Source organism: Prosthecobacter debontii (assembly GCF_900167535.1).
Classification (GTDB): domain Bacteria; phylum Verrucomicrobiota; class Verrucomicrobiia; order Verrucomicrobiales; family Verrucomicrobiaceae; genus Prosthecobacter; species Prosthecobacter debontii.
Window position 1 is genome coordinate 79,300 of record NZ_FUYE01000005.1, and the last position, 16,383, is coordinate 95,682.

The 16,383-nt window shown below is 55.5% G+C and carries 15 protein-coding genes; 11 read left to right on the plus strand and 4 right to left on the minus strand.

Annotated features, from left to right (window positions below):
• Positions 1-53: 53 nt before the first annotated feature.
• From B5D61_RS09020 to B5D61_RS09030, 3 genes are all read right to left on the minus strand, one after another.
• Positions 54-1,370 carry a hypothetical protein gene (locus tag B5D61_RS09020; protein ID WP_078813017.1) on the minus strand — a complete coding sequence of 439 codons (1,317 nt, stop codon included), beginning with the start codon at positions 1,368-1,370 and terminating at the stop codon, positions 54-56.
• Positions 1,346-2,761 (minus strand): Gfo/Idh/MocA family protein, encoded by a 1,416-nt coding sequence (locus tag B5D61_RS09025; protein WP_078813018.1) that lies wholly within the window; start codon positions 2,759-2,761, stop codon positions 1,346-1,348. Before B5D61_RS09025 ends, B5D61_RS09020 begins: the two co-directional genes overlap by 25 nt.
• A 152-nt stretch (positions 2,762-2,913) precedes the next feature.
• Positions 2,914-3,393, minus strand: a complete 480-nt coding sequence (locus B5D61_RS09030; protein ID WP_217698961.1) for a peptidylprolyl isomerase — start codon at positions 3,391-3,393, stop codon at positions 2,914-2,916.
• A 258-nt stretch (positions 3,394-3,651) separates the two neighbouring features.
• On the opposite strand from B5D61_RS09030, the gene B5D61_RS25645 reads away from it, so the two are divergent.
• Positions 3,652-4,227 carry a hypothetical protein gene (locus tag B5D61_RS25645; RefSeq protein WP_139373154.1) on the plus strand — a complete coding sequence of 192 codons (576 nt, stop codon included), beginning with the start codon at positions 3,652-3,654 and terminating at the stop codon, positions 4,225-4,227.
• A 66-nt stretch (positions 4,228-4,293) separates the two neighbouring features.
• Here the strand turns inward: B5D61_RS25645 and B5D61_RS09040 are convergent, their stop codons facing one another.
• On the minus strand, positions 4,294-6,318 hold the full coding sequence (locus B5D61_RS09040; protein WP_078813021.1) for a type II secretion system protein GspD: 2,025 nt from the start codon (positions 6,316-6,318) through the stop codon (positions 4,294-4,296).
• Between the two features lie 253 nt (positions 6,319-6,571).
• Between B5D61_RS09040 and B5D61_RS25650 the strand changes: the two genes are divergently transcribed.
• From B5D61_RS25650 to B5D61_RS09095, 10 genes are read left to right on the plus strand one after another with little or no spacing between them, the layout of a single operon-like run.
• Positions 6,572-8,194 (plus strand): choice-of-anchor K domain-containing protein, encoded by a 1,623-nt coding sequence (locus tag B5D61_RS25650; RefSeq protein ID WP_176159320.1) that lies wholly within the window; start codon positions 6,572-6,574, stop codon positions 8,192-8,194.
• 14 nt (positions 8,195-8,208) lie between these two features.
• Positions 8,209-9,273 (plus strand): type IV pilus twitching motility protein PilT, encoded by a 1,065-nt coding sequence (locus tag B5D61_RS09055; protein ID WP_078813024.1) that lies wholly within the window; start codon positions 8,209-8,211, stop codon positions 9,271-9,273.
• Positions 9,260-10,129, plus strand: a complete 870-nt coding sequence (locus tag B5D61_RS09060) for a hypothetical protein (RefSeq protein WP_078813025.1) — start codon at positions 9,260-9,262, stop codon at positions 10,127-10,129. Before B5D61_RS09055 ends, B5D61_RS09060 begins: the two co-directional genes overlap by 14 nt.
• A 20-nt stretch (positions 10,130-10,149) precedes the next feature.
• A complete protein-coding gene (locus B5D61_RS09065; RefSeq protein ID WP_078813026.1) occupies positions 10,150-10,701 on the plus strand; it encodes a hypothetical protein in 552 nt (183 codons plus the stop codon).
• A 14-nt stretch (positions 10,702-10,715) separates the two neighbouring features.
• Complete coding sequence (locus B5D61_RS09070; protein WP_078813027.1) at positions 10,716-11,294, plus strand: hypothetical protein; 579 nt, start codon at positions 10,716-10,718, stop codon at positions 11,292-11,294.
• Positions 11,295-11,302: 8 nt separating this feature from the next.
• Positions 11,303-12,034 carry a hypothetical protein gene (locus tag B5D61_RS09075; RefSeq protein WP_078813028.1) on the plus strand — a complete coding sequence of 244 codons (732 nt, stop codon included), beginning with the start codon at positions 11,303-11,305 and terminating at the stop codon, positions 12,032-12,034.
• Positions 12,031-13,032, plus strand: a complete 1,002-nt coding sequence (locus B5D61_RS09080) for a hypothetical protein (protein ID WP_078813029.1) — start codon at positions 12,031-12,033, stop codon at positions 13,030-13,032. Before B5D61_RS09075 ends, B5D61_RS09080 begins: the two co-directional genes overlap by 4 nt.
• 60 nt (positions 13,033-13,092) lie before the next feature.
• Positions 13,093-14,643, plus strand: a complete 1,551-nt coding sequence (locus B5D61_RS09085; RefSeq protein WP_078813030.1) for a hypothetical protein — start codon at positions 13,093-13,095, stop codon at positions 14,641-14,643.
• A complete protein-coding gene (locus B5D61_RS09090; RefSeq protein WP_078813031.1) occupies positions 14,643-15,122 on the plus strand; it encodes a type IV pilus modification PilV family protein in 480 nt (159 codons plus the stop codon). The genes B5D61_RS09085 and B5D61_RS09090 overlap by 1 nt, the downstream gene beginning before the upstream one ends.
• A gap of 15 nt (positions 15,123-15,137) precedes the next feature.
• Positions 15,138-16,364, plus strand: a complete 1,227-nt coding sequence (locus B5D61_RS09095; protein ID WP_078813032.1) for a type II secretion system F family protein — start codon at positions 15,138-15,140, stop codon at positions 16,362-16,364.
• The last annotated feature ends 19 nt before the right edge of the window (positions 16,365-16,383 follow it).

Sequence of the window (16,383 nt, forward strand, 5' to 3'; positions counted from 1 at the left end):
TCATTCGTGGGTAAGGGAATAGCACACCCAGATAGCTTTTAATCGGCCGGGGCTCAAATCCGGCGTGCTTCGCTGACATCCAGCTTGGTCACTTTCCACTCGGATTGAACAGGGGAGATGACCACTTGAGCGGTGTAGCGGTTCACACGTGTATGGGCGTGGCCCCAGTGGCCCACGGTGCCTAAGGCGGTCCATTGACAGTGGGCAATAAAGCCTGAGCCGTCGGGGTTGGGTTTCACATCCATGACCTCCGTGCTGAATTCCGTGATGGTGACCCGCGTTCCTTCACGGCCTTCCAGGGTCAGTGCTTGCAGGGTCTCCAGATAAAGCTGGCGCAGCAGTTCACCATCCACACTGCGGGCGAGGGTATCGTAGATGTCCGATTCGGTTCGGTGATCGAAAGCCCGGTAAACATTGCGCAGAAGAGGAGTCAGGATGGACTCGGCATCGTGAGCGGTTTTGATATCAGGCACCCGGGTGTTGCCTGTGATCTCGATGACGAAGAGGGGCCAGGTGAGCAGGGCTCCCAAAAGCCAAGCCCCGAGGAAGGCGACTGTGCCACCCGGTAGGCGGCGTCCCTTGAACAGGAGGAAGAAAACGAGCCCGCAGCTAAACCAGATTAAGCTGGCGACAGGCAGCCGCCAGGGGGCGGATTGCTCTAGCTTGGGCACTGAGGCCAGAGGGGCCGGCATCGGCAGGCGGCCTCGGCTGCGCCAGCGCACTTCTTTGAGGCCTTGAATGGCTTCCGTGGTTTCACTTTGGCTGCCGTAGAAGACGCGAATGGGCAGCCGTTTTTGATCGTGAATGTATCCGGTCCATTCAATGAGGACTTGTTCGGGCATGGGCGGCAGGGGTGCCTCCCACATGAGGCCGACCATGGCTTCGCGGAGAGGAACTGTAGCTCCTTCTTCGAGAGGCAAGGTAGCACCGGGCTTGCCCTTGATGATGGAGGCTCCACGGAAGCTCGCCTCGCCAGCTTTCTCGATGCCGAGACGGCACCAGTCGGCCGATTTCGCCGCCAGCGCATCTGTCAGAGCTTTTTGTTCATCAGCGTTGAGAAACTGAGTGCTGGGGAGTTGCGCCCAATTCAGCGCCGTCTGCGCATCGAAGAGTGCTTCGAAGCGCATTTGGTTAGGCTCCAGATAGAGGTAACCTTGGAAAATGGGCTCCGCAGGAGGTTCGGGGTCCATCTGCTTGGGAGCGGCTTGACCGAGAATCCGTGAGGGATCAAGCTGCAAGGACTGCCCCAGCCCGGGGCTGGACAGTAAGACCAGAATACAAGCTGTGAAGATGATCTTCAGCGAGATCATCTTCAGCCGATGCTGGCGGCATGCGCAGAGGGAATTTACAGCACCCACGGTTTTCTCCATTCTTTCGAGAGCAGTTTGGAAGCCGCTTCGTTGCCATCGATCTTCTCGGTTTGTGGATTCCACTTCAGCCCGGTGCTGCCGGTGCGCAGGGCGATGTTGGCCAAATGGGCGATGGTGATGCTGCGATGGCTGACCTCCACCGGAGCGGCGGTCGGTTTACCATCGTAGATGCAATTCAGGAAGTTGTCCGTGTGGTCCTTGCTCTCATAGAGGTGGATTTCATCGGGGCCGATCTTCTCACGCAGGATGGCCGGATCACTGGCGCTGATCTTCCCACGATTCACATAGATCCACTTGCCAGCATCGCCTTCGAAAAGGATGCCGACATGGTCGAAGGGCTTCTTGCTGTTACTATTTTGCAACGAGGCTTCCACCTCGGGCATCAGTTTGTGTTCTGGGCTGGCCACCTGCATGACGACGCCATTTTCATACACACACTCAAACTTGAAGTCGGTGGCGGTGTTATAGAGCGCATCTTTGTTCAAGGTTCCAGAGACCTCCCGTAGCTCGAGCGGACCGGTATGCTGGGTGCCGAGGCCCCACTGGGCGATGTCGATGTGGTGGGCACCGAAGTCGGTAATCATCCCTCCACTGAAGTTAAAGTTATGCCGCCAGTTCAGGGGGAGCAGGGCAGGACGGTAGTCCATCTGCTCGGCAGGGCCTAGCCACAGCTCATAGTCGAAATCATCGGGGATCGGAGCTGGAGCCGTCAGCTCGGCCATGCCATTCCAGTTGCTATGACCACCCGGGAGGCCGACACGCACACGTTTGAGCTTACCCAGTCGTTCATTGCGCACCAGCTCGCAGGCGAGGCGGAAGTAGATGTCACTGCGCTGCTGGCTGCCCGTCTGCCATGTGACTCCGGCTTTGGCCACTTCGTCAGACATCAGGCGTCCTTCGCCGATGGTGAGAGCCAAGGGCTTTTGCCCATAGATGTGTTTGCCTTTCCGTGCGGCATACACCGCCATGTAGGCGTGCCAGTGATCGGGGGTGGAGACCTGCACGGCATCTAAATCCTCTTTCTCCATCATCTCTCGGAAGTCCACATAGGCGGTGCAGGTCTTCACGCTTTTGTTAGCGGCTTGAGAGTAGTGCTGGTCGATGATTTTACGTCCTGCTTCCCGGCCTCCGGTTTCTTTACCGTCGTAGCCATAATGACCGTATTCTTTCATCGGGTCCGCCACGGCGATGACCTGACACTTTTCATTGTTCAGAAAGCTCGGTGTCCAGTCGCCTGCGATAGTGCCCCAGCCGATGCAACCGACGGTGATGCGCTCGGAGGGTGCGGGACGTCCCGGTTTTCCAAAAACACTGTTAGGGACGATGGTTGGGAAGCCCAGCGCCGCGGCACTGGTGGCAAGGAATCGACGGCGTGAAAACTGAGGGTTCATGAAGTGTGATTGTAGTGGGCACTGCCTACGGGCGGCAATAGTGAAGTCAGGCACCCTCCCAGAATTTATCCGCGAGGATTGGCCGGAGGGCACAAAAAAGCCAGTCACCTCATCGATGACTGGCCTTTAGAAAAACGCAGGGAAGGGAGGGATTACTCCACCACTTTGGCGCTCTTGATGACGACAGGCTCGGCAGGCACGTTTTGATGGGGGCCTTTATTACCGGTTTTCACGGCGGCGATTTGGTCCACCACTTCCATGCCTTTGCTCACTTTGCCAAAGACGCAGTAGCCCCAGCCGTCTTGACCAGGATAGTCGAGGAAGGTGTTATCCTTCAGGTTCACGAAGAACTGGCTGGAAGCGCTGTGGGGATTCGGCGTGCGGGCCATGGCCAGGGAGCCACGGACGTTTTTCAAGCCGTTTTTGGCTTCGTTCTGGATCGGGGCTTCGGTTTCCTTCTGCTCCATGTCTGGGGTGAAGCCTCCCCCCTGAATCATGAAGTCTGGGATCACACGGTGAAACACGAGGCCATCATAGTGACCTTTTTTCACATATTTCACAAAGTTGGCCACGGTGCCGGGGGCTTTAGCGGCGTCGAGTTCGATTTCGATGTCACCTTTGGAGGTTTCCATCACAACTTTCACGGGTTTGGTTTCGCTCACGGGGGCAGTTTCCTGGGCTTGGGTTTGACCGGTCGAGCCGACAAAAGTCAATGCAAGAGCGGCAAGAAGCGGAAGATTGAATTTCATAGTTGGGGATAGCAATGAGACATGAGCGTTCGTGTTTGCCAAGAAGAATGTGCGCAAGCAAAATGCACTCACCGCTGCAAAAGGCGCGATCGGCACTGGTTTTGAATAGTTGTCCGGCTATCGGAGTCTGAGGTAAGTAACATGAAAACCAAATTCCTTTCTTTGGCAGGGCTCGCGGCCTGCGTGGCAGCATTGAGTTCCTGCGCGGTGTATGATGAATACGGCTACTACGATGCCCCCGTTGGCGGCCCGGCCTACGTGGATGGCTATGATTATGGCTACGCTCCCGCCTATCCGGCTTATTCCTCCGTTTCGTTCTTCGGCTTTGGCGGTGGCTATCCTTACCGTTATTACGGGCGTGATTATCACCATCATCATCACGATGATCACTATAGCCATCGCTCCTCTTCCGGTAGCCGCTCTTACGCCTCGCGTGTTGCTCGGCCAAGCTCTGCCCGCGGCAGCACTAGCGTGACAGCACCTCGTATCCCGTCTGTTTCGACACCGCGTTCCCTGAGCCGACCTTCGATCAGTGCCTCACCTCGTAGCGGTATTTCTCGCCCCTCGACCAGTTCGGCACGTCCTTCCGTGCGCCCCACGCCGCGGGTTGAGTCGCGTCCTTCCTCCAGTTCACGTCCAACTCGCGTGACCACAGCTTCCTCGACGCGTTCGTCGTCTTCGTCTGGCTCTTCCCGGGATACCCGCCGCAGTCGTTGATCTTGGTTTAGGTCCTCGCGGAGACTTTTCTGAGAGCAGGAGTTGCGATGGCCTGACTGTCGTTCTTCAGAAGTATTTCTTGGAGAACAACAGCCGGGCCATTTGCTGATTGCGATCCAGCAGGCCTTTCAGCTTTTGCTGATGCTCATAGATGGTGGCGTAGTCGTTGGGATACTGCTGCTTGAGCACCTCACATTGTCCATCAAGCTGTTCCACGGCGATCTTGAGTTCTTTCAGCTTGCGGCTCTCATCAGGGGTGATGCGCCCTTCATGGATGGTGTGATGAAGGATATCCGTCTCACGGGTCAGGTAGGCGACTGCGTTGGGCAGCGACTTCGGACCGCCGAGCAGAGCTCCGGAGTTCTGGTCCACCTGAGGGATTTTGGGTTGGAATTGGTTAGGCTTCTGGGGAATGACAGACTGAGGCTCTGGTGGTAAGCCGCCGTCACGCGCATCGATGATCTGTGGTGTGATGAAGAGCATGAGGTTTTTATGGTTCTTGCTCTTGCTGTCGTATTTGAAGGCCTTGCCGAGCAGTGGGATGCTGTGCAGGAAAGGCACGCCGGCTTTCCCCTCACGCTCACGCGCTTCATCCAAGCCGCCCACGGCGACGGTGTAACCTGAGTTCACCTCCACAGGCGCATTGTAGATGCGCGATGAGGCGACGGGGTAGGGATTGCCATTGATCACCTCGGTACTGATGATGCTGGAAACGGTGACGGCCATGTTCAGCAGAATTTTATCGTCGTTCATCCGTTTGGGCAGGATGTTGAGCACGGTGCCGATCGGTAGATAAGCGATGGAAGAGGTCGTCGTGGCACCCGCACCGACGGTGGCAGAGGCGGTGCCATCCAGCACGGGTTGGTTGACCACACTGCGGAAGGACACCTCGCTGTTATTCAGCGTGACCATGCGTGGGTAGGAGGTCATTTGCGTCTCTTCATCTCGGAGCATGGCGCGCAGCTTCACATTGATGTCTTGTGAGCTTAGGATGCCGAGCGCAGGCCAGGCTAATCCTCCTCCAGCCGCGTTGAGGTTGGCCCCGGTGAGCAGGTTGGTTAAGTCCGCACGATACCCCCCATTCGTGGCTGTATTGTTGTACTCCACAATCACTTTTTCCTGACCAGTGGTGGAGTCGGTTTCGGTGGTCACACTGTCCACCGCGCGGAAGTTACCGGTATCAAAGGTGCCGGTCCAATCAATCCCGAACTCACGTTTTGGGTCGCGGGTGGTTTCGATGAACTTCACTTCGATGGCGATGAGCGTCTGCGGTTTATCAGCAGCTTCGAGATAACCTTCCACCCATAGATGCTGCAAGCGGGTGGCCACCACATAGAGGGTGTTGGAGTCTGACATCCAGATGACCTTGGGCTTGCGGTAAGCACTGAGTTCATTGGAGTTTAGGGCTTTCGTTTGATCTCCGCCGACTCCTCCCAGAGCCGCCGCTGCGGCTGCAACATCTCCGCCTTGTCCGCCAGTCTCAGACTCTTCTTTGGGCAGGCTGAGCAGGTCACGAATCGCATTGATGATCTCGCTGCGCCGTACGGAGAAAGTCTCCTGGTTGCCTTGGAGATTCACGCCGCCTCCGCCGGAACTGCCTCCCGAACCACCGACAGGAGTCAGGCCCAAGCCTGACCCCGAGCTGACTCGATCCACCTTTTCAAGAGAGTTGTAGCGAATTTGGTAGGACTTGCCGATCAGTTCCTTGTCGTCAGCCGGACGGATATACCAGATGCCATTATCGGGGATGATAGCCAGTTCGTTAGCCTTGCACAAAGTTTCCAGCACGCGAAAAGGGCTGGAGCGAATGGAGAAGGTGATCTGGCGTGAGCCTTCTGGGCTGTCGTTTGGCAGCGAGAAGAAAGAGATGCCCGCATCCGTGGCTAAAAAGCGGAGCACATCGGAGAGAATGGCGTTCGAGAAGTCATACTGCTGTGGGGGGGCATCCCGCAGTTTCGAGGCCTCAGCCTCATATAGGCTGGAAGAGAAATTAAAAGGGGATCCCCCCAACTGCGCTCGGGCCTGCCTCAGTGGGAAAGCAAGGCTGGCGCCGATAAAGAGGACCAGGAGAGTGAGGCGCGAGGTGTGCATTGAAAACAGGGGATTATAAAAAATATAGTGGATTTGGTTAATTCACTCAAATGCTATTTATCTCCATGATGATAATATTTTCAGTAATACCAAAATATCTGTCTCCCTGGACAAGCTGGGATCGCTCATGGTCAACGGACGCCTCCAACTCAGACTTCAGCAATATCAAAATATGGAAAATATGGGAAATCTCATCCTTAAGGTTGATTTAACCCACAAATTTCGCTATCTTTAAATATTTACCATAAACATCATGGATGTTGCACTGCCAGATCCCTTCTCTCACGGCAGGTCGGACCTTCGGTCCCGATCCGGCTTTTCCGTGATGGAGTTGGTCATTCTGATTGCCATCCTAGGCGTGTTGGTGACCGTGGTGACGGGGGTGATTACCCGCCAGAATGTCGCTCTTAAGGATACCAAGATCACTTCCGACGTGGCAACGCTGAATCAGATGATCGCGATCTACACGTCGGATGGCGGATCCCTCTCGGGGATTACCAGCCCGCAAGCGGTCTTGGATAAACTGAAGCGCACCCTACCTCAATCTGACTGGGCCAAGCATACCGGTCCCGCCTCAGGTCGGCTGCTTGACATCCGGCTGACGGCTCGGGTCACGACTTCCGTGGATCCTGCCGGAAAGGTAAGAGCGAAGTGGGACCCGCAGAAACAACGCTTCGAATTGACGAGCGGCGGAGGCACCGCTGTGAGTGAGTTTTATCTGGATCCGTCTCTGGGGAGCAAAGATTTTGGCAGTGAAACCCGCCCGACTCAGCGTGCGGTGGCTTATAATAGTGGGGCGGGGAAAAACCGGGGTTGGGTGTGGGGAAATAGCAGCTCACCAGGTTTCGCCTATAATACTCCAGGCAGCACAGGCGGCTCGGGAGTATCGAGCCCTTTTGATCCTATGAAAGAGTTGCCTGCTGGCAACCCCGGCACCGGTGATGGGGGGAGTGGTGGTGGCGATGGGGGGGGAGGCGGAGGTGACGGCGGGGATGGTGGTGATGGCGGCGATGGATCGGAAACACCGCTGGTCACTCAACTGCCCAAGCCAACGATCAGCCCGACCGGAGGCACCTTCAGTTATGCCAGCTTTCCAGGCTATGTCACGCTCAGCCCCAACGGCGCACCCAGCCAGGGATCACGACTGGAGTATCGGGTCAATAATGGCGGTTGGACACCTTACACAGGGAGCCCAATTACCGTCGCTTCGTCCGATAAATTGGATGCGCGTAACTACGCTACGGACACGGCTCTTTATAAAACCAGCGGCAATGCATCCGCCACATATTATCGCCTAACCACAGGCTTCAGCGGCTCAGGCACCAGCACCTGGGGGAACGCTACGGGCGGAACGAACCTCGTTACCACGGTGGAGAATAGTGAGGAAAGCTCCACCTTTAAACATGGCAACACCAAGTTGGATCTGGGCAATGGCGAGTTTCTTGATGCTGGGGTGGAAAACGTGCTCACCTTCACTCCCGGCGAGTTCGAGACCATCGTGCCTAACACGTGGTTCAATTTGGGTGAGTTGATCATGTTCAATGGCACCACGTTCTATAACAGTGAAGCGGATGGGGTAACACTGAGTATCAATCTGAACCTCACCCAGCCTGCTCAGAATGCGGTGGTGCACGTCAACCTGGGGCTGATCAGCACAGACAATACCAGCGACCGCCTCTCCAGTGCCGACATCGTGGAACTGCGTAACCCCACCACCGATCTCAAGGTCACCGTGGATGGTGTGGAATACCGATTGGAATTGAGCTGGGCCACGCTCGATCCCGGTGCAGGCGTCGTGCAGGGAAATCAGTTCCTCGTGTTCGAAGGGGCCTCCGCCAGCGCTGCTCTAAGAGGGCGCTTCGTCAGCAATCACTAACCGCAACGTCATTCATGGAAGATATCAACGAAAGAAGTCAACTCGGCTACCGGATGCTTCACCTCTCGAAGGATCCCGGGGTGAGTGACTTTTACATCACCCCATGGGAGCCGCTGACCTACAAGCGGAATGGCAAGCTGTTCTTTGATTCCTTCATCTATCAGCCCGAGCGCCCGCTCGAATTCACACCTGGATGTGTCGACTACGCCCTGACTTTGGGGAACCGCCGTTATCGTGTGAACCGCATGGTGACTCGGGGGCGTCCGCGGTGGGTCATGCGGCTGCTGCCTGAGAGCATCCCCGACATCAGCAAGCTCATGGTGCCACCTGCGGCCATCAAAGCCTTCCTGGAAGCGAAGAACGGACTCTTTTTGGTCTGCGGTGCTACTGGTTCCGGTAAATCCACCACGATTGCCTCAATGATCTTGGAGCGTGCCAAGCGCCGTCAAGAGCACGTGCTCACGTTTGAGGATCCGATTGAGTTCGTTTATCCACCGGGCATTCCTTCCCTCGTCTCTCAGCGTGAGATCGGCACGGACGAGTTGGATTTCAGCAAATCCCTACGGGCCGCTCTTCGTCAGGCTCCAGATGTGATTCTGGTGGGTGAGATTCGTGACGGTGAAACAGCGGAGATTGCTCTGCAAGCAGCTGAAACCGGTCACGTCGTGGTGGCTACATTGCACACCTCCAGCGCAGCGCAGACCGTGCAGCGTTATCTGAAGCTCATTCCCAGTGATCGTATGGAGAACGCCACGCTTTCCTTTGCGGATAGCTTCCGGGGGATTCTCTGCCAGCGTCTGCTCTTTGACGAGACTCGCGGCAAGCGGTTCCCAATTCACGAGCTGCTACTGCCCTATGACTCCGTCTGCGGCATGATCCGTCGCGGTGAGTTTAAGAACCTGGAGCAGGAACTCGAAGCCGGTTTTACCCGCGGCATGATCAGCTTCGAGCGCTGCCTCAGCTTCCGCCAGCAAGATGGCTGGAGACCGACGCAGACCCGTAAGACCGGCTACGCCGAGCATGAAGTTTACGATTACCTCTCACGAGAAAACCTGACCTCCGTTTATGCTGTTGGATGAAATCAAATCTGTTCTGAGCTTCGACGCTTTCAAACCGGAGGCGGACGATGCGAGTGTTTCCTGGGGGCGGCGCTTCGAGGGCCGCAAGACTCTGCTGCTCAATGTGAGCCGTAACCAGACGAGCTGGCGCGGTATCAATAAAAAAGGCCGCTTCGATGATGGTGGCGTGATGGAGGGCGAGTTTGCCGACATCGCCCCCCAGCGGGCGGATGAGTGGCGCATGATGGCCGATGGAGGCTGGTGTGTGGTCTCGATCAACAACCGCTTCATCATGAGCCTGGAGAATAACATGATGCGTGGTGACAACTGCGTGAATCTCCTGCGCACGAATCCTCGTGCCGTGCTCGGGCCTAAGTTTGATCGCGGTAAACGTTACGCCATTTGCCACCACCCGGAGACCTCTGCCAGCATGCTCTTGGCTTGTGAGGAGAGCATGGTGAAAGTGACCGAAGATGTGCTCCGGACCATCGGCATCCGTCCGGGGCGGGTCTGCTGCGGGCTGTTTGCCCTCAATGAGTATGCGGTGCATCAGCTCTATGTCGCTCAACGGGGTTCCGTGCCGCCCAACATGGTGCTCGTCTCCGCATGTGAAGGTTCGATCGGTGTGTTGGTGCAGCAAGATGGTCAGTGGAAGGAGTTGCGCTGTCGAAGTGGTCTGGGACCGGATGCGGTGGAAACCTCTCTCCAGATCATCAGCCCGCTGCTTCAGAAGGTGCCTCAAGGCAGCCCGGTCTATTTCATCAGTGAAGGTCAGGATGCCAAATTCCGGGCAGACCTCTTTGTGCATCTGGAACGTGTCGGCGCTGTGGACATGACACAAGATGACATCCTCTGGAGAGCCATCGGTATCCACTAACCAACCTTTAAAATTTAGCTATGTCCGAATACATTTGTCACGACTTCAAGACGCCACGGACGGATACCTCCAAACGGCTGCCGAATTCATTCAAGCTGGTGCCTCTAGCCTTTTACCTAGCCCTGGTAGGCGGCACTTATTTCATGACCATGGATTGGCTGGCATATAAAAAAGCTCAACAAGCCAAGCAGCAGTTTGAGCAGGTGCGTAAGGAGCATGAAGGGGTGAGCAAGCAGCTCATGAATGAGAAGATGGCACTGGACGCAGAAACGGCCAAGGCCGAGGTCGTGGCCAAATGGGTAGAAGGCGCACGGAATATCCAGCCTATCAGTGTGGCCATTGCTCGAGCCATGCCACCAGAGGTGCGTATCTCGGATCTCTCGATCGAGCGTGGCGATCAGGTTCCCGCCAACCTCTCTCTGACGCTGCGTATCAACGGTGGTTCAGCCACAGAGGTGGCGCTGGTGGATAGCAGCATCACCCGCCTGAACTATCGCTCCTATTCACCCCAGCAGAGTAAGAACGGCGACATCATCGAATATCGATCCACGCTGGTTCGCCAGGAACAATAACTCTTTTCCCTCGAATGAATCCCAAGCAACTCGCCTGTGTGGTGCTGATGATGTTCATCGGTGTCATCACCTATTTTGGTCAGATCGTTCACCAGAAAGTGACGGCTATGAAAAAGTCCGCCAGCCTGGCTGAGCAGGATGCCATCACCGCAGAAGGAGCACGCCAAGCCGCAGAGATCCTCACGGCTCGCACGAAGGCTGAGACCGAAGACATCCGGCGTTTCCTGCAGGCCTGGGTGCCGCATGTGGATCGTTCACAGACAGAACAAGAGGTGGAAAGCGCCATTGAATTCAGTCTTCGTGAGCGTGGGATCACGCTGGTGAGAACTCGTAAAACTGAAATCAAAAGCTTCCGTGACAATAAACTCATTCCCCGGGCGGTCCTCACCACGATCGTGATCGAAGATGAGTATGCCAAGGTGATGAATTGGTTAGGTGACGTGGAGAAGCGCTTGCCTTTGGCTCGTGTCAAAGCCTGCCGTATCACCGGGGGGAGCACGGCTAGACAATTACGTCTGGATGTCTCTCTGGAGACACCTCTGATCAACCTGTCTGCTGATCCGACGGACACGAAATCCAAAAAGAAAGCCTGATCTAGCTCATGAAACGACTTCTTTTCATCATGACCTTGCTGGCTGGTTTTTGCCAGTCGAGGGTGCATGCTCAAGCCGAGGCGGGCGATGAAAACGAGCGCGTGCAATACGTGCTCATCATGCCCGACGAAAAAACTCCAGAGCTAGTCAAGCCCGAAGAAAACAATCCCTTTGAAGCGGCCTCTGACGGACGTGTTAACGATGAATCTGATACGGAAGAAAATCAGGTTCGTGACATGTTGTTAGGGATGCGAGTCGGTGGTGCAGCCTCAGGACCCCGTGGCATGCGAGTTATGCTGGGCGGCATGCGTTTGGAGCCGGGGATGGAGGTGCCTCAGATCATCCCTGATCAACAGGTGAAGCTGCGGGTCAAAAACATCACCACCTCAGCGATAGAGCTCGTTTGGGTGGAAAAAAGAGCCACGGGTCTGCCTCCTAAACTCCTGGTCATTCCCATGGATGGAGGCCCCAGCGTCCGCTATCGAATGCCAGCCGGTGGGCCCTCTGGAGCCGGCGGTAGCATGGGGACGATCCGCAGGCCTGAGGTCTCGGCGTTTACACCTGCACCCGTAGACACCAAACCTCAGGTGGCGAAAGCGGAGCCTGTGCAACAACCCCAAGAAGCTCCTGCCGAGGCGAAGCCTGCGCCCAAGCCTTCTACCCCTCCCGCGCCGGCCAACGTCCCGGAGGCCTCCGTGTTACGCATGTTGTTCGGTAACCATGCCCCTGCGGCCAAATGAAAAGAGACCGTTCAAGCAGAGTCGATCGCTTCGGTTACAGTTCGATTGAGCTGCTGACGGTGCTAGCCCTTTCGGCGATCGTGATTGGCGGCATGGTGGTCAGCTATGGCACACTGGTGCGCAGTCAACCGCAAGTAGCCTCCGTGGTGGAGGTGCCTCTGGCGAATTCTCGGCTAACTAATTTTTACGGAACCTCCAGTTCTTCTTACAAGGACACACCGGTGGCACCGAGTTACGGCAGTCTGGCGCGTGCGGAGATGCTGCGGGAGCAGTTTTATCATGATGTTTTGAGTGCGACAGCCGTTTATTGTCTCCCTCGGAACAATGACAACACATGGAAACCCGCTTATATTAGCTATGATCCTGAGGTGGATGATGAATTGGATACGCCTCAGAAGTTCCGTGAGCACATCATTCGAGTAGCAGGTGTATCGGCCAGTCTGTATTTGGATTTTCGTAATCCCGGGGTGACTTCAACCGCCCTTGCGACAAACGCGAGCATTTTCATTCTGAGCTTCAGTGCTCAAGCCAAAAAGATGCGCGTTCAAGCTATCTATGACATCGATGTCATTCGCTTCTCAACGGGCGGCACTCAACCTCTGGGATTTCATGCCAGTGTGAAGCGTTTCACCGATCCTTACCCGCTACCCACTAACACCACTTACAACTTAGTGCCGGCAGGACACTACTCAGTCTTTTATCCGCCAGCGAATCCTGCTGCCCGTGTGGCCACCGATTTTGCCAAAGACGGTTTCACGCCACTGTTTGTGACCTTTGAAAGACACACGCGCCTCGCTCAACGTGAATCCACGGCGATTGATCGTTTCAAACTGGCGGCTGAACGTCCCTTCTATTTCATCTGGTGGCCGGACCCCGCCGCCCGCCATCTCGGTGAGCAGGCCAATACGGCAGCCGCCAGCCTGCCTCAGCAAGCTTATAACCACATGGCAGGCCGCACCTCATTCATGTTCACGGTGCCGATGTTTCCCACCCTTTGAGGTTTCTCTTTCATGACACTGCGTTTTCGTCTTCCTCCGTCGAGCCAGCGTGGCGCCCTTATGGGAGCTGCTCTCTTGCTCATGTTGGTGACGGGGCTTTTTCTGGCGGGGTGGGTCACGGTCATGAGCACGCGCTCCATTCAGGTGAGTTGGCTGGAAGATGCTTTGTCGCGTAGGATCGCCTTGGAAAACTCCCGCATGCTATCATGGGAGACCGTGATGGAACACGCTTTCGAGCCAGATGATGACTTCGCCGGGCAGACAGCACTTTTAACCGGAGGAAAAGAGGGAGGACTGAGCACGAACGGCGGATGGAAGGACCTGAATCTCTACGTCAATCTGGATACTCCAGAGACGCTGAAAACGGATTTTCCATACAATCCCTCGGGCTTGCGCCCAGGACCCAGTTTCATGAATCGGCAGACCTTCTTAAAGCCGCCCGCCTTGGAGAAGGTGGATAGCTTTTTCGCCCACAACTTTCTCAAGAGTCATTGCCCTATTTTGAATGGCGACCTTATCACCATTTACAAGAAACCAGCGAACTATGCAGGCGAATTGAACGTGCATAACAATGCCATGAGTTTCAATGTGTATGGCCGGGTGGTGGTGCGGCATCCACCGTCCTTGTTCGTGCAGACGACGTCGAAGGTCACACTGCCCATTCAGAGCAAGTCACTTTACATCCAGTCATATGATGCCGCTGCACGATATCCCATCGTTGGCACAACATTGGATGGGAAAGTCCTTTTGCCGTCGAACATGCCGGTGGTGCCTTCCTCAACGGGACCTCAGAGCCAAGCTTCACCCTCTCTTTTTGAGGGTGAGCTTAACGTCGTTCATAACAAAGATTATCCAGACAACTCGCTGTGGAATAAGATGGTCGAGGAGGCGTATGACAATATCGAGGTCTTTACCAAATCCCGCAGCCAGACTGACCCCTGGTATATGGTCCAGTACAGCGGAGATGCCAAACCGCGTGTTCTGCCCCCGAGTTATCCGAGTGGTTATGACAATCTCTTCAGAACCCTTTACATCAACGTAGCCAACCCGTCTCTCAAGCACCTGCGCATCTCCAACAATGGTTCGGCGATGGATCAGATCGTCTTCGTGGGGCAGACAACTGCGGCAGAGTATGAGGCTGCGGGAGCACTGTCTCCCGTCATCATCCTGCTGGAGAATACCGGTTCGAAATGGGCTAAAAACATCGCTTTCGAACACGATAACAACCGCCGCATTATCCTGGGGGTGAAGGACGAGTATTCGCTGACTTCCAAGAAAAAAGAACAGCCGCATCAGATGGATCTGAGTTGGGCAGGTTCGCCCATTCTCGGGCAGGACACACGCTGGCGCATGACGTTTATCAATGAAGGTCATGCGGTCTTTGTCGGACTGCCTGATAATACCGTCCGTGTGATCAACTGGATCGGCGGCGTCATGACGAACTGGTCCTTCTGGAGAGACATCAAGACTGCCCCCCGAGCAGAGCGATTGATCTTCAGATCGGATGGCTCCATGCCCACGCTGCCCATCGTGGGGCTAAGTTATGCCACTCTCCTGCCACGGGATGTCTGGCTCGAGGCCTTCTTTCTGCCTGATCCACCACCGCCTTGATGAAAACCTCTTTTCAACGTTTATGTCGCCGAGGTTACACTCTTATCGAAGTGCTGGCCGCCGGTGCTGTCGTGTCTGTGGGGATGGCGGCGGCCGTGAGTTTGACGAGCTCTCTCATGCTCCAGGAAGAGTTGGCTTGGCGCACGGCCATCACGCGCAACTATCAGGAAAACACGATGCGGCTTTGGCAGCTCGGCCTGAGTCCTTCCTTCAGCAAGGAAGTCACTAACATCACTGCGGTGATGCCCCGCCAGAGCTACAGCCCGAAGCTGAATGAAGCCATCAATGGCGAACCCTATCTGATGGAGATGGGAAAGACGACCGTGGAAGGCCTGGGCACCTTGCAGCTCGCGACTATTCAGGCCTCTGTCAATGTCTCCAGTGACGCAACGAAGGAGATTCAAGGTAGTTCTTTTAGCCTGAATGGATATCGCCCTCTCTTGCCTATCAATCTGCGGACCAGCGCCGCCAATCCCTAACGCCCCCTCCCGGTCATGCTCAAAAAGGTCACGATTACCAACGTCAATACCGGACACAAAAGTGTGTCTCTGGTGGATACCGACACGCATGAAAAAGCCCTGATCGGTTCAGGCATCGCACCGAATGAAACGGCGGCGATCGAGGATATCACTGGTGCGGATGAAAAGATTCAGAGACTGACTTCGCCCAAGGGGGGCACGGAGGATTGCGGAGCTTTCTTTTCGGGCTTGGGGCGATGCTTGGAGCGAAACATCAGCATGACCAAGAGTCTCAAGCTCCAGGTCAATCGCGTGACCTCGGCTCGCTATAAAGGGATGATCGCTGAGGTGATCTATGCCATTTCCATGGGGGAGAAGTTTAGTGATGCGATGTCTCGCTTCCGCGACTTGTTTTCAGAGGACATCCTCTCCCTGATCGTCGCTGGTGAGGAAGCTGGTCAGCTCGCACGCGTGTGCAAGCGTATCGGGGTAGCGAAGAAAAAATCGTCTAAGACATTGAAGAAGCTCAAGGGAGCGCTCATTTACCCGGCAGTCGTCGTCGTTTTAGGGGTGGTTGTCGTGATCGTCATGAGCTTCACGCTCGTGCCTGCCATGTCAAAGCTGTTCACCAGCTTCAATACTGAGTTGCCCTTTGCCACCAAAGCCCTAATCGCTCTTTCCGATCTCTTTCTGCATAAGCCTTACATGGCCGCTGCTCCGCTTTTGGGACTCTACATTATGTTCTCCAATTTCGGCAAAATCATGTCCCTGAAGTGGGTGCAGGATTTGGTGCTCAAGATTCCCGTGGTGGGGCTTTTGGTGCGTAAATCCGCTGCTGCTTCTGGCTTCCGCACCATGGCCATGCTAACGGAGTCCAATGTGCGTCTTACCAGTGCTCTGGAAATTACCTCAGCGGCCACCTGGCACTATCATTACAAGGAGTTTTTCAATCGTTTGCGCGATCATATCAGCGTCGGCCGCACCTTGCATGAAGGTTTCCTGATGGAATCGCATTGGCTCGGCTCGGATGGGCGTAACTTGTGTGGTTTGATCGAGCTGGCTTCTGAAACGGGTTCCGGCACAGAGATGCTTTCGGAGATTGCCGACGATTACGAAGAGGAGCTGGATAACATGGCTGCCTCTCTCGATAAACTGATCGAGCCTCTGACGATGCTGATCCTCGGTGTCATGGTGGGCTTCCTGATCTATGCGATCTATGGTCCGATGTTCAGCCTCGGCGACGTGATTCTGAAGAAGAAATAAGTTGGACTTGAAAAAACGG

Excerpts from the sequence above, each read along its gene's own strand:
- B5D61_RS09020 (WP_078813017.1), bottom strand. The coding sequence starts at position 1,370 with ATGGAGAAAACCGTGGGTGCTGTAAATTCCCTCTGCGCATGCCGCCAG.
- B5D61_RS09025 (WP_078813018.1), bottom strand. The coding sequence starts at position 2,761 with ATGAACCCTCAGTTTTCACGCCGTCGATTCCTTGCCACCAGTGCCGCG.
- B5D61_RS09030 (WP_217698961.1), bottom strand. The coding sequence starts at position 3,393 with ATGGAAACCTCCAAAGGTGACATCGAAATCGAACTCGACGCCGCTAAA.
- B5D61_RS25645 (WP_139373154.1), top strand. The coding sequence starts at position 3,652 with ATGAAAACCAAATTCCTTTCTTTGGCAGGGCTCGCGGCCTGCGTGGCA.
- B5D61_RS09040 (WP_078813021.1), bottom strand. The coding sequence starts at position 6,318 with ATGCACACCTCGCGCCTCACTCTCCTGGTCCTCTTTATCGGCGCCAGC.
- B5D61_RS25650 (WP_176159320.1), top strand. The coding sequence starts at position 6,572 with ATGGATGTTGCACTGCCAGATCCCTTCTCTCACGGCAGGTCGGACCTT.
- B5D61_RS09055 (WP_078813024.1), top strand. The coding sequence starts at position 8,209 with ATGGAAGATATCAACGAAAGAAGTCAACTCGGCTACCGGATGCTTCAC.
- B5D61_RS09060 (WP_078813025.1), top strand. The coding sequence starts at position 9,260 with ATGCTGTTGGATGAAATCAAATCTGTTCTGAGCTTCGACGCTTTCAAA.
- B5D61_RS09065 (WP_078813026.1), top strand. The coding sequence starts at position 10,150 with ATGTCCGAATACATTTGTCACGACTTCAAGACGCCACGGACGGATACC.
- B5D61_RS09070 (WP_078813027.1), top strand. The coding sequence starts at position 10,716 with ATGAATCCCAAGCAACTCGCCTGTGTGGTGCTGATGATGTTCATCGGT.
- B5D61_RS09075 (WP_078813028.1), top strand. The coding sequence starts at position 11,303 with ATGAAACGACTTCTTTTCATCATGACCTTGCTGGCTGGTTTTTGCCAG.
- B5D61_RS09080 (WP_078813029.1), top strand. The coding sequence starts at position 12,031 with ATGAAAAGAGACCGTTCAAGCAGAGTCGATCGCTTCGGTTACAGTTCG.
- B5D61_RS09085 (WP_078813030.1), top strand. The coding sequence starts at position 13,093 with ATGGGAGCTGCTCTCTTGCTCATGTTGGTGACGGGGCTTTTTCTGGCG.
- B5D61_RS09090 (WP_078813031.1), top strand. The coding sequence starts at position 14,643 with ATGAAAACCTCTTTTCAACGTTTATGTCGCCGAGGTTACACTCTTATC.
- B5D61_RS09095 (WP_078813032.1), top strand. The coding sequence starts at position 15,138 with ATGCTCAAAAAGGTCACGATTACCAACGTCAATACCGGACACAAAAGT.